Raw genomic sequence first — 12,754 nt, forward strand, 5'->3', positions numbered from 1 at the left:
TAACAAAGATGCGATTAATTGAGGTAATCGGCCAGATAGGCCAGTATATGTTCAGCTTGCTGTTCAGAGAGCTTGCTCAGTTTGAGCTGGAGTCTGTCACCATCTCTGACATAACTTGCTTGCCCGCGCACCAGTTCAACCGACTGAGGTTTACTGCTCTGCTGCACTTTGGGACGCACGACCTCACCAAGATGCTCAATGTGATTGGTGACTTCACGGGTAATACGCGTAATACCCTGTGCATCGACACTTTGCCACACAGGTTTATCTTGCTGAGACAGCTCCTTCACAAAGGCTTTCTGCTGCTCATCATTCAGTGAATAGTAGAGTTTATGCAGCTTAACTATGGTCGGCCGACCTAATTCGCCCACACTCGGGTAAGCCATTAATAGCTCCATCGGCAAACTGGCCGCTTTCAACGCGCCGCTGACCAGCGCTTCGCTGCACTGGCAAAATCGAGCCAAAGCTTTTTGATCAGCCACTTTGCCGGTAGCCAGCAAAGCCTGCATTTCTTTGCCGCGTTCAAACAATGACAGCGGCTTGTGCGCATTGGCCACATCAGAAAGAAACTTGGCATGATCACTGTTTATGCCTTTGGCTACATAAATCAGAAAATCCTGTTTCGACAGCAAACAGGCCATCCGCCGCCGGCTACCGTCAAGCACTTCAATGCGGCCGTCATCCAGCCAACGACCCACTGCCGGATATTGTTGTCCCCGGTCTTTCAGTGTTGTCAGAATATCGGCTAAGGCATGTTCGTTTAAAAATGCCTGCTCACGGGCATTCTGAGCAAACACCTGAGTCTGTTCGCCAATCTCGCTGGCTTTCACTTTTACCAGTTCAAACGCCACAGTGGTTTCACCGGCAACTGCCAGCTCAATAACTGCTGCTTTATCTTTTGCCGCACTTTGCGCCTCAGCCACTGTGGTCGCACGGCGCTTATCTGCTTTACCAAACAGACGGGCATTCAGATCGTTTGTTTTAATCGCCACCTGTTATTTCTCCTGGTTCAAATTAGCCCAGTGACTATGCATAACGCGTTCGAGTTCAAGGCCAACCCGCTGAATCGCGTCCTGGGCAGTCGATAAGGTTTTTTTACCACCTTCAAAATCTGCAGTCGTCAGATCAAAAACGGTGCTGTAGGTATCAGCACAGGTTTCAAAAGCACGGCTACGGGGCACTGTCGCCATCATCACCTGCTCCTGAAGCAGATAGTTCATTTCAGTTAATACAGAGACCTGTTTCTTATTATCATCTTCGAACATGGTAGGGATCAAACGGATAAACTCCAGTCCATGCCAGTCTTCCGGGAACATTTCATACACAGTAGGCAAGTGCTGGAAGAAATTCACCGTAGATGCCCAGTCAAGACGTTTAGCCGCACAAGGGATCAACAGCGCATTTGACGCATACATCGCATTCCACACCAATGGGTCGATGTGCGGGCCTGTATCAATCATGATGACATCAAATTCATCTTCTATCTGATCGATGACTCGCTCTTTCAGCAATTGCACAATATCCAGATTCTGATTTACAGCCAGATCCTGCCAGGCATCAGCATTAAACATGGCGTCTTCCGGGAAGGCCGCAATGGTTTTCAGGTTAGGATACTGAGTTGGCATAACCACATTATTCATCAGAAATGCTTTGTCCGTAGCCTGATCTTCCGGCACATTTCCCAGCATTACGTCAACCGCAGAATAAATGTTTTCCTGATCGCCGACACTGATTTGCGGGTTCAGAAACAGACGAAGAGAGCCTTGCGGATCCAGGTCGATTAAGCAGATGCGATAGCGCTTATCCAGATCCAAGGCCAGACAAGCCGCCAAATGAACCGCCGTCATCGACTTGCCTGTACCACCTTTCTGGTTCTGCACATTCACCACCCATGGCTTACGCTTGCCGGTTTGGCGCTCGTGAAAAGCAGGGCGCTCTGCCGCATCCATCAGCATATGTGCTTCATTTAGCGTAATAGAGTAATGATTGGCGTTATTTTTAGTAAATTGATGTCCCGCTTCTTCCATCCGGGCAATCGCTTCATCTAACTTACGACGGGTCAGGCCAGAACGGGTCTCCATAAGTGCTTTTGACATAGAGGGAAAGTGGTCATCCCTGCGCTCTTCCAGCACGATTTCAATTCGGTCCGCCTGAACCTGTTTTGTCTGCTCAGCGATCTTGAGCAAATTTTCTATTGTTTCTACCCGATTCATCTTGTTCATCACCCTACAGAGTATTTGTCAAAATTGTACAACATAAATACACAAAAACAACAAAAAGCTGAACGTTTCACTGTGATAAAGATCTCAAGTAAAAACCATGCCAGTTCGGATAAAAGCCGTACGAATTGACCAAATCCTTACAAACCAAAGCGTCACTTCTACCTGTTACGATTCAGATAACAGCTCATAAATTAAAATGTCACAGTGTCACAAATTTACAATGTAAAGAAAATGAACCCAATTTTGGCTGGAAGCCTGAAAAAAGATGGCTAATCTACAGTGACTGTCATTTCAACCCGTAAAAAACCAAAATAGGCTTGATGGATCAGAACAGGCGCAGCGAAAAAGGCGATAGTATGAGGCCAGCTAGAATAATGGAGTAAAAATGAGCACTGTACCTTGATCATGCTTCAGACATTATTTGCCGTTTACGCAACAATGATCAAGGAGAAAGCAGGCGAAATAGTAAGCTGAAAACAGTGCTCTTAAAGCAAGGAAAGATCGGATCAATGATCAAGATGAAGATCCTCACCAGGGATCAAGTTCAATACCTGCGGAAGCATAGTCAAGTACCGCTAAATTACGGTGAATGCCCGATATACCTGAATCAAATCGGGTTGTTATCACTACCATTGGCAGCGATTGCACCAACCACCATCACAATCAGTAGGTTGAAATGACAAAAGTGACAGCTTGATCATTTTTCCATTACCGGACACATATAAAAGCGCTCTGTTATTACGGTGGTTGTCTTTCCGAAATCGATGAAATCAACAGCAACATGAGAGAGTCAGGCGTAAAAAACGAATTACGCCAAGTTCAAAAGCGAATACTTGATCATCGTTCTGGACCAGAAAACAGGAAAAAAGCACGAGAAAGGGGAGTGAACCGTCGATTTTACTGACCGGATGAGCACCTCTCAGGTATAACTCTGTGGATAACCTGTATAAACACATTGATCATAGTTCTGATATTTCGTTGATCATACTTACAAAACACTAATGATCATGGTTCTGGGCCTTGTTTGATCATGCTTACAGAAGAATCATGATCACCACTCCGAAAGCACATTGATCATACTTCCGGATCGTGTAAAAAAATATATTTTTGTAATCAGTGAGTTATAGCAATTTTGTTACCCGGATCATAAGATCACATTATCAATTAGATCTTTAAAATCAAAAAGATCATTATTAAAAAGCCTCAATAAAAAAAGCTTTCTTTCTCAGTATTTTTTTATTATTCTTTCCGGAAAGATGGTCAATTTACGGCGAATGGCAAATGAAATCTATGGTTACACGTGATGAGAAATATGATGAAAAGATCCTGATCTCAGCTCCCCGATCACACAAAGACGGACACTTGTTTGCCATTCCCAACGCGCTTGTCGACTGGTTACCTCAATATCAACACTTCAAAGGGGTAACCCGAAGCATTATTGAATTGCTGAACCTGATCTCTTTACGTGGCCTGTCCAGTCAGGACGGCATAGTGTCAACCACGGAACTGGTGGAAGCCACTGAAGGTCAGCTTACCCGTGCAGCCATCCAGCAACGCTTACGTGCGGCTGTGAGTATTGGTTTATTCAACCAGCAACCGGTACGCTTCGAAGAAGGGCTGGCAGGCAAGACCATGCTGCATCACTTCATTAATCCTGCTCTTTTGGTTTCTCAGCTGGGCACTGCCAGCCTGCAGTCTGCTCAAAGTAAAGAACAAGAAAAACAAAAACGTTCTAAAGCTTTGGCACAGAACCAGGTCAATAAACGGTTATTGAACGAATATGGCCTGGGCACGCCGCCTATGATGCCCGACGAAGCCGATCAGATTGTTGTTTCACCCACCAGCTGGGCAGGGATTATTGATCAGGCACTGGCGCCGCCACGCACCAAGAAAAGCTATCAGAAATCTATGGTAGCAATATCTGGCACACGCGCAATTATTGAAACACGATCATCGAAAGCGATCATGACGGTAGACGACATGATGACGCTGTTCGCGCTGTTTACCCTGACGGTGCAGTATCATGATCATCATTTGTCAGATTACGAGCTGCAATCGCGGCACATGAGCAATAAAACACCGATTTACATCACAGATATTCTGGCATTGCGCGGGAAAAAAGACAGCGGCCCGGCCCGTGATTCGATCCGCGAAAGCATAGACAGGATCGAGTTTACCGATTTTCAGCTGCATGAACTGACTGGTCGCTGGTTAAGCGAGAACATGCCGGAAGGTTTTAAAAGTGATCGTTTTCGTTTTCTGGCCCGGACCATAACCGCGTCGGAAGAAGCACCGCAGGAAGGCGAAGATGGCGAAATCCGCATTAAACCGAATCTGTACATTCTGGTCTGGGAGCCTTCGTTTTTTGAAGAGCTGCTGACCAGGGATTATTTTTTCCTGTTCCCGCCAGAGATTCTTCGTCAGCATACTCTGGTCTTCCAGTTATATACCTTCTTCCGCAGCCGGATGTCGCGCCGTGGCCATGACAGCATGCTGCTGAGCGAGCTGAACCAGAAACTGGCCCGTAACATTGAATGGCGCCGTTTCTCTACCGATTTGATCCGCGAGCTGAAAAAGCTGGCTGAAGGTAAAGTGACGGAGTCGTTATTTGCCGTCAATCTGTGGGGCTATCACCTGACGATCAGCCCGGCAGAAGGCAAGGCATCGCGCTATCAGGATTATAATATTGAGATCAAATGCGATGCTGATGAAGTGATCCGTTTCTCCCGGGCCAAGATGCACAATGAAGGCAAGCGATCCATGGCCCCCACTATGCCCAACCCGCTGCGCAATGAGATCCTGCCCCGCCAGGAACTGGAGCAGTTGTCTGAGATCATTGACGGCGAGTTTGAACCGATCCAACGCAAAGAAGGGCGTCCCAAGGGCCGCTTGGGGCGACGGGTTAAATTGCGAAAGCACCTGGTCGAGATCAATGCGGATGAGTTAACCATAGTACTGTCGAAGTATACCTCTCAGGAGGCCTTGCAACGCAGTATCACTGCGCTGTCTGCTATGTCTGGTCATCCTGTCAGCGTGATTACTGAAGAGTGCCAGGCCTTTATGGACAAGCTTGACTGGCTGCGTGTCAGTGGTGAGGTGATGCCATACGAAATCCTGAGTAAAACGGTTGAGCTGTTTAACAGTCAGCATGATGAGCGCCATCTGTCGATAGAAAAGCTGATCTCAGGATTAGCCGTACGCCGTAAGGTCTGTAAGTTAGTGTACGAAGGACACATTAATGACCAGGTACTGACGGCGCTAGATGATATTGCCAGCGGCAGATAGGAAGCAAGATCAAAGATTTCAGTCAAATCTGAGTCAAATCAATATGTTTTGACATTACGATGACATTAGGTGCACAAAAAAAGCCAAAATGAATCTTGATATAACCTTTGTCCCTTTCGATGAGAAAGGTAACCCCTGGCAAGGATGGCGGGTCAGTTATCTTGTGAGTCTCTCGAAAATGCAATATGTGAGTTTGTTGCGAGCCCGTCCCGGCTCGCTTTTTTTTATCTGTTTTTCAGGTCACGGACTATGCCATGCCCCTGAGGACACGGCATAAATATTGAAGCTAAGGGATTTCACGGACCAGCCTTAGCATCCCTCCCCAGATATTGTAATCGTGATAACTGGCATTCCTTTTCTCCGGCCCACCCCAGGGATCATTATTCAGTGCTGTGAGCAGGGGAAGGTTCAGGTTGCTGAACGACACAAAGGCATAGCGCCCATCTGTGCCCCAGCTGTCGGTGAGATAATACAGCTCTGAGTAGCTCACAAACTTATGATAGAGCGGATCAAATTTACCAGCCTCTTTCAGGGTTTGCAGCTCTGCCAGTGTTTTAGACGGATAACTGAAGGCCGGATACAAGGCAGGCGAACACTGGTTATTGTAGATACTTAACAGTTCGTTCACATCAGGAGCTCGCCAGGGATGAGCGGTTTCACCCAGCCGGCTGTTCTCGTTACTCACGATCACCGCCTGTTTGGCCAGATGAGCATTGGCCTCTGCATCTTTGTCTATTATCTCAGGATCACCCTGACAACTGAGTTGATCCTCGCTGAGTTGCTGACCTAATGAGCAGAATTGCCACTGCAGCCCGGTTTGCTTGTCATTCACCACTTTGAGCGGACCTGCAGTAGTTGTCAGCACTGCCTGAGTAAAGCGCCCGGATGGCGGGGTGTAATTTGCGTTACAGGCCGTCTGAATATTGTCACTGGCCTGCGCGGCGCACGTTATTACTAGAGTCGCAATCAGTATGCTTATCGATTTCATCTTGATGTCCCTGTTGTTTATTGCGCGCTAAAGCCATCGCTGACCAGCATGATCATGTGCGGCTGCTGGTTTGGTGTCAGTGCATTCCCACGTTGCTTCAACGGCCTGACGGTGCGCGTCAGCGCTTCTGCAGTTAGCGGATGCTGATTGGCTGTCCAGAAACCGTGATAGATAGTTTCATGTCGGCTTTTATCTTGATCATCTTTCCAGTTGAAATAGGTGGTTTTTAATCCGCTGATATTCGGGAAGTAGCTTCTGTCCAGTGCGGTTGACTGATCGCCCTGCAGGTTCATGATCCCGTAAATTTCCTGCTGGCTGGGCAGTCGCCAGTTACTCAGTCCGCACAGCTTGCTTTCGTTGACTTTAGTCACCTGGTTAGCCGCACTGCACTGGGTACGATCTGAAGCCAGTTTTCCGGTGTCCGGGTTGTAACAGGTGCCGTTAAAAGGAATACTGCTGTCTTTGCCGTCAAAGGAAAAATAGTACAGATCATCGTGCAGGCTGGGGTGCTCAAGATCCGTCGCCGATTTGGTTTCCCAGATCAGGCCGGTATTAGCGTCAGCCACGCAACTGAATTTGAGCTGCTTCCAGGCAAGATCCTGACGTGGCAGGCGTTTTCCTTCTGTATCCAACTTGATATAACGAGCCCCCAACTCACCGTCCCGGTTACTGTTATAGGCCAGCCCGCTTAACGGATCGCACTGATTCTGGGTGTCGCGCCCACGGGTGCTGTCGTCACCGAGAATGCCTTGGGTGATCCGGGTATCATTGAGATGGATACGCCCCGGGGTGTATTGCAGCTCTGCACTCAGGCTGCCACCCGGTGTTCCGATACGAATGCGGTACGTCTGCCATTTATCCAGTCCGCTTACGGTTGCCCGGGTGCGGCTGGTTTGCTGGCGATTGGCGGCATCAGTGATGGCGGTAAAGGGCTTTGTATCCCAGCCGAGCGTATATTCACTCACGTAATCCTGTTCCTGCCAGTCAAGCGTAACCCAGTGCTGACCAGAGGTGCTGTCCACCCCCTGACCGATGATAGCAATGCCTGTGACCTGATCGTAGCTGACCAGCCCGCTGGATTGACAGATGGGGGACAGATGGCTGTTCGGGTACACTTGCACCCAGCGTCCTGGTGGCGGCTGATTGTCAAAGTAGGCTTGATCGGGGGTGGAATCGGCTAACAGGCTGGTGGCCGCTTTGAGGATGTGCGAGATATTGTTATCAGGGTGATTGATCAGCAACTGAGCCAGCCCCGCGTTTTCTCCCATCAGGGATTGCAGAATGTTCAGCTGAGGGATCTGATTACTGTTTGAGACAATACTGTACTCTGCCTGCATGTTAATACCGACCAGCCCCAGCAGATCCTGATAAAAACTTGCGCTTTCAATCAGATCTACGGGTTCACTGAACAGTGACTGCTTCGCCTGAAGGGCGGCGAAAGCGGCCAGAAGCTCAGTTTGCTGGCGCGGGAATGGCGTCATCAGCGCATCAATTTCCGCAATACTCAGCGGCTTCCAGTCGATAAATGAGCCGTAGCTGGCCAGAGTTGTCTTCTTTAGCAGCACTTCCTGAGCAGACGAAATGTACCCTATGTTGGTGCGGGCATACTCGCTGCTATCGAGGGTACCGTCCTGATTGGAATCAAGGGCTATCAGCTCACAAAGCGGCCCCAATACCGAGCGAAGCTCAACATTGGAACTGTGATCGGTAATCTGAAGGGTCAGTAAATCCTGAAGGTTGTCGTCTGTCATTTTACCTTCCCAGGACTCGCCGATGAAGCCGGGAGCACACTGGCTGAATCCGTCAGCGGTGTCATGGAGGCGAACGGTCAGGGTGTAATGCTGCTGACCCTTGACGTTTACTCTGTGGGTCTGACGGCCAGTGTCATCTGTCAGCATCAAGGGAATAACCCGGTGAGGACGCTCTGGTTTGTAATAATACTCACCCCGGGTGTCGTCATTGGGCTTGGCTCCAATGAGAACACTGACTCTGGCGTCTGTCAGCTCTGCCGGAAAAGCCCCGCTCAGGCGAAGTGTATAGACCGGATAGAAAGATTCCTGCCAGCGGTATGCTGCGCTCAGGGTGTTCAGGGTTTGCCCTGCAGTAAAACTGGCTTCCAACTGAGCTTCAGCTGTTGCCGGCAGTGTGATTTGACGTGTATCTGCCAATTGGCCATACAGCTCGCCCAGCGAGAGGTTTGGAGTGGCAGCTTTGGCGCCCACCAGCTGAGCGGTAAGCTGCGTTTGCGTTAATCCCAGCAGCGGCAGGGCTGAAACATCGCTGTCGGCAGGTTTAGCCTGCGTTTCTGAGAGCAGCTGTGCAAGGTCGCGCACGAAAGCCTGGTTAAGCGTGGCATGCGTGGCCATCTGCCGCTTGGCGGCTTCTCTGTCACTTTGACTGAGTGCGCTGCGTCCAAGCAGGTGCTGCGCGACAGCGTCAAAGGCAATACTGGCCGGAGAGAGGGCGAGCGGCAGCAATTCCTGATTATCGATCAGTTGATTATTATCACCATCAAGCAGTAACAGACTATCGATATTGGGCAGGGTGTGCCGGAAAACCATGCCGGGATTATCAATGTCTGTGGCCGTCAGGCTTAACGATGACTGACGTTGCCATTGCCGCAGCTGTAATTCGAACTGATAACTGCCGGTTTCAGCGGTGCGGGCCTTAACTTCAGATTTACCATCGCTCAGACTGACAGTGTACTGCTGGCCGCGATCCCCCAGAACAGCACCGGATAAAGTGATGGTGGTGACAGGTTCGGGCGCAGGATCCGGGGTCGGCGTCGGGTCTGGCGTTGGATCCGGAGTTGGCTTGGGTGCCGGATCCGGTGTGGGATCGGGCTGGACCGGCGGAGGCGGGCTGACTGTGCCTCCCGTGTCAGACCCTGAGTCAGGCTGATCCGGTAACAACGCAGAGGGTGACCCCGTCTGTCTTTCGCTACCGTCTCGCACCGGTTCGATATTGCAGCCGCTCAGTCCGGCAACCAGCGCTGCGCTGATCAATACCTTAAATCTATCTTTACTATGAATATTCACTTCAGTTGTTTTCCTTCCTTCTGGTGTTCCGGCTTGACTCAGCTATCAAAGACGCTGCCTATTTGGAGCTTTGTGTCACAAGTGACTCTATTTTTTTCTTTAGTTGCAGTTATTTAGCGATTTTTTACTTAATCGGCGGAGATACTATTGAAAGTGATGTTGATAATCAATATCATTCGCGTCTGTTTTTTTAACCTATTGATGGAGTGAATAATGAAAGTGTTTCCGGCCAAGTTAATTCAGCGGTATCTGAAAGATGAACAGGGGGCAACGGCGATTGAATACGGCATCCTGGCAGCAGGGCTGGCCGCCGGTATTCTGGCAATCTTTGGCTCAGACGGTGTTTTCGTTACCGCACTGAAGGCAAAGTTTGAGGCGATCATTAAAGATCTGAATATCGGTGAAAATGGCTGATACCGGCATAGTCGTCGCTCAGGGATTGGCGGCATTGATGTTCTCCTGGCTGGTGGTTACTGATGTGACTGAGCGCCGGATTCCCAATGTCACCATAGTTGTGCTGCTGATCCTGTCCGTGCTGCTGGTGCCTTTCAGCCTGATGAATGTGCTGGTTTCAATAGCCTGCCTGAGCCTCGGGCTGGCCGCATACGCAAAAGGGTGGCTGGGAGCCGGGGACAGCAAGCTGCTGGCAGTCTGCCTGTACGCCGCTCAGGACCACTGGCCGGAATGTCTGCTGGTAACGGCTTTGTCTGGCGGAGTGCTGAGTCTGGCGTATCTGGCACGAAACCGCTTGTTGCTGGCTTGGAAGCCGGCTTACCCAGCCGTACGCACTGTGCCTTACGGGGTTGCCATTACACTGGGAGCCTTGATGTCGACGCCTTTGATCCTCTTTCCATGACGGGCTGAATCAATCCCGGAGAGTTCTTATCATGAAAAAATTTCTGTTATTTGTCATAGCGTCAGGAGCGCTGCTGGCAGCCCTTGCTGTTGTCTGGGTGCAGCCAGCTGAGTCGTCTTCAGAGCAGGCACGGGCTGCGGAGGCCGATAACGCCACCGAACGAAACCGTGCCGAGCCGGTGCAAAACCGTGCCCGGATTCTGGTAGCGGCACATCCGCTGCAGGCGGGAGCTTTGCTGCGCGAGGAAGACTTGCGCTGGGCGGATTTGCCGTCATCCGATGAAGGGAACCTGCCGGGTCTGTTCCTGCAGGGATTTATTCAGTCTAAAAACCTGTCCGGCAGCCTGATCACCCGTTCACTGCAAACCGGGCAGATCTTGTCGGCAGAAGACGTGATACGCCCGGAGCAGAGCCATTATCTTTCCGCCATGATGGCGCCAGGCACCCGTGCCGTGACCCTGGCACTGACACCGGAAGCGGTCAGTCACGGCTTGCTGCGTCCGGGAAACCGGGTCGATGTCATTCTGACCAGCAATAACAGTAATGCGGGCAAGCTGGTGGGTGACGAAGCTGTATCCGGCCTGTCTGCCGAGCAGGTGCTGTCAGATATCAAGCTACTGGCTATTGAAGCGCAACTGATTGATCTCGGTCAGCGTGGCGCCTCTGCTAAAGGTCAGCAACAGTTTGATCTGGTGAATGTAACTTTCGAGTTGTTGCCCGAGGAAGCGGCCCGGCTGTTGCTGGCCAACAAACTTGGCGAACTGTCGCTGGTGCTTCGTGGTCGACGCCCTGCTCTCGACAGCATGGCGGCAACAGAGCAAGCCGTGGTTTGGGCCGAGCAGGTCTCGCAAAACCATAATCCGAAAGCCATTCCCACGCATGGGGTTCGTATTGCCTACGGTAAGCCGGCAAACGATTCCGATGCTGATAAAGCCGATAAATCCGGTTCCTCCAATTAAGGCCCGTGTGTCATGCGTTGTATCTCATTCATGTTATTTGCACTCCTGAGCACTGTTGCTCAGGCAGCTCAACCGTTAATGCTCAAACCCGATCAGTCCCGCCTGTTGCGCTTTGACCAGCCGGTGAAAGATGTGTTTATCGCCAACGGGAATGTGGCCAAATTGCACAGCCCGTCAGAGCAGCACCTGCTGGTACACGGCATAGCCGTGGGTAAAACAGATCTGGTGATCACTGGTCATCAGGGACAGACCCTGGGCCATTTTGACGTGCGTGTGGAGGCCGATCTTACCGCGCTGGAACAAGCGGCAAAGCGTGCCTATCCCGACACGCCATTAGACTTTCAATACACCTCCAAAGCGATAGTAGTTGCCGGCGAAGTGATCAGTGCCCAGCAGGCACACGATATTTTGTCTATGTCTGCCGGCTTTGCCAGAGGTCTGTTTGCGACCAACGGCCAGGAACCGCTTTCGCAGGGGCGTGAGCGTTCCACCAACGAGCGGCCGGAAGACGCTGTACCCGGCGGGGGCGAAGGCCAGTATCCTCATGTGGTCAATCGCTTGCGTCTGGCCGGTTCAGATCAGATCAACATCTCTGTCCGTATCATCGAAATGGAACGCTCCACCAGCGAACAGCTGGGGATGCGCTGGAGTGCAATAGGTAAATATCTGCAGTTGGGTGTGTCGCCGGGCAATCTGTATCCCACGCCGGCAGACAACAGTCTGATTGGCAGAGATACGGTCAAAATTGACGCCATTATTGATGCGTTAGTGCAGAACAACCTGGTGACTGTGCTGGCTGAACCCAATCTGACGGCCAAATCTGGTGAGGCGGCGACCTTTATGTCTGGCGGTGAGTTTCCGTTTCCTGTCGGTAACGGTGACGATGGCCCGGAAATCGAGTTCAAGAACTTTGGTATCTCACTGGGACTGACACCAACCCTGCTGAGCAATAAACGCATCAGTCTGACGGTCTCACCGGAAGTGTCCACTCTGAGCCGTGAAAACAGTGTCTCCATTGGCGGTGTCGTGGTACCGGGGATCGAAACCCGCCGCACCACCACCACGGTTGAGCTGGCCGATGGCCAGAGCTTTGCGCTGGCGGGTCTGGTACGCACTTACCGCGATCAGAATGTTGAAGCTTTGCCTGTGCTGGGAGAAATACCATTTCTGGCGCCGTTTTTCAGCAGTACCACTTACCAGGAAGGGGAAAGCGAGCTGGTGATTATAGCGACGGCCCGTCTGGTCGAGCCGACCAGTAACCCGCTTGAACTGGCCACACCGCTGGATTTCTACCGCCCGCCAAGCCGGTTTGAACGGCTTTTCTTCAGTGATTTTGGCGACATGCAAGCCCCTGCTGTACAGGGACAGGCAACGCTGTTCGGCCAGTACGGCTATAGCTACTGATTC

At 50.9% G+C, this 12,754-nt stretch carries 9 protein-coding genes; 5 read left to right on the forward strand and 4 right to left on the reverse strand.

Translation table 11 applies throughout. The features are described 5' to 3' along the window. Nucleotides 1–14: 14 nt before the first annotated feature. On the reverse strand, nt 15–992 hold the full coding sequence (locus L6J37_RS13350) for a ParB/RepB/Spo0J family partition protein (protein WP_237795444.1): 978 nt from the start codon (nt 990–992) through the stop codon (nt 15–17). Between the two features lie 3 nt (nt 993–995). Next, nucleotides 996–2,213, reverse strand: a complete 1,218-nt coding sequence (locus L6J37_RS13355; RefSeq protein WP_192016141.1) for an AAA family ATPase — start codon at nt 2,211–2,213, stop codon at nt 996–998. Between the two features lie 1,290 nt (nt 2,214–3,503). On the opposite strand from L6J37_RS13355, the gene L6J37_RS13360 reads away from it, so the two are divergent. Further along, the gene (locus tag L6J37_RS13360; protein WP_237795445.1) at nt 3,504–5,507 is read left to right on the forward strand and encodes a replication initiator protein RctB domain-containing protein; all 2,004 of its coding nucleotides are present in this window, start codon (nt 3,504–3,506) and stop codon (nt 5,505–5,507) included. A gap of 286 nt (nt 5,508–5,793) precedes the next feature. Here the strand turns inward: L6J37_RS13360 and L6J37_RS13365 are convergent, their stop codons facing one another. Continuing rightward, complete coding sequence (locus tag L6J37_RS13365; protein ID WP_237795446.1) at nt 5,794–6,495, reverse strand: DUF1566 domain-containing protein; 702 nt, start codon at nt 6,493–6,495, stop codon at nt 5,794–5,796. A gap of 17 nt (nt 6,496–6,512) precedes the next feature. After that, the gene (locus L6J37_RS21435) at nt 6,513–9,533 is read right to left on the reverse strand and encodes an Lcl domain-containing protein (protein WP_237795447.1); all 3,021 of its coding nucleotides are present in this window, start codon (nt 9,531–9,533) and stop codon (nt 6,513–6,515) included. 213 nt (nt 9,534–9,746) lie between these two features. Between L6J37_RS21435 and L6J37_RS13375 the strand changes: the two genes are divergently transcribed. The 4 genes from L6J37_RS13375 to L6J37_RS13390 are packed head-to-tail and all read left to right on the forward strand — an operon-like array spanning nt 9,747 to nt 12,751. Then, complete coding sequence (locus tag L6J37_RS13375) at nt 9,747–9,947, forward strand: Flp family type IVb pilin (RefSeq protein WP_218385080.1); 201 nt, start codon at nt 9,747–9,749, stop codon at nt 9,945–9,947. Further along, nucleotides 9,940–10,389, forward strand: coding sequence for an A24 family peptidase (locus L6J37_RS13380; protein WP_237795493.1), 450 nt, complete (start codon nt 9,940–9,942; stop codon nt 10,387–10,389). Before L6J37_RS13375 ends, L6J37_RS13380 begins: the two co-directional genes overlap by 8 nt. A gap of 31 nt (nt 10,390–10,420) precedes the next feature. Continuing rightward, the gene (gene cpaB, locus L6J37_RS13385) at nt 10,421–11,347 is read left to right on the forward strand and encodes a Flp pilus assembly protein CpaB (RefSeq protein ID WP_237795449.1); all 927 of its coding nucleotides are present in this window, start codon (nt 10,421–10,423) and stop codon (nt 11,345–11,347) included. 30 nt (nt 11,348–11,377) lie between these two features. After that, nucleotides 11,378–12,751 carry a type II and III secretion system protein family protein gene (locus L6J37_RS13390; RefSeq protein ID WP_225445204.1) on the forward strand — a complete coding sequence of 458 codons (1,374 nt, stop codon included), beginning with the start codon at nt 11,378–11,380 and terminating at the stop codon, nt 12,749–12,751. The last annotated feature ends 3 nt before the right edge of the window (nt 12,752–12,754 follow it).

The sequence above is a fragment of the Photobacterium sp. WH77 genome (assembly GCF_022014395.1).
GTDB lineage: Bacteria > Pseudomonadota > Gammaproteobacteria > Enterobacterales > Vibrionaceae > Photobacterium > Photobacterium arenosum.

What these genes read in the sequence shown, in the direction of transcription:
- L6J37_RS13355 (WP_192016141.1), bottom strand. Translation starts at nt 2,213, where the DNA reads ATGAATCGGGTAGAAACAATAGAAAATTTGCTCAAGATCGCTGAGCAG.
- L6J37_RS13360 (WP_237795445.1), top strand. Translation starts at nt 3,504, where the DNA reads ATGAAATCTATGGTTACACGTGATGAGAAATATGATGAAAAGATCCTG.
- L6J37_RS13365 (WP_237795446.1), bottom strand. Translation starts at nt 6,495, where the DNA reads ATGAAATCGATAAGCATACTGATTGCGACTCTAGTAATAACGTGCGCC.
- L6J37_RS13375 (WP_218385080.1), top strand. Translation starts at nt 9,747, where the DNA reads ATGAAAGTGTTTCCGGCCAAGTTAATTCAGCGGTATCTGAAAGATGAA.
- L6J37_RS13380 (WP_237795493.1), top strand. Translation starts at nt 9,940, where the DNA reads ATGGCTGATACCGGCATAGTCGTCGCTCAGGGATTGGCGGCATTGATG.
- cpaB (WP_237795449.1), top strand. Translation starts at nt 10,421, where the DNA reads ATGAAAAAATTTCTGTTATTTGTCATAGCGTCAGGAGCGCTGCTGGCA.
- L6J37_RS13390 (WP_225445204.1), top strand. Translation starts at nt 11,378, where the DNA reads ATGTTATTTGCACTCCTGAGCACTGTTGCTCAGGCAGCTCAACCGTTA.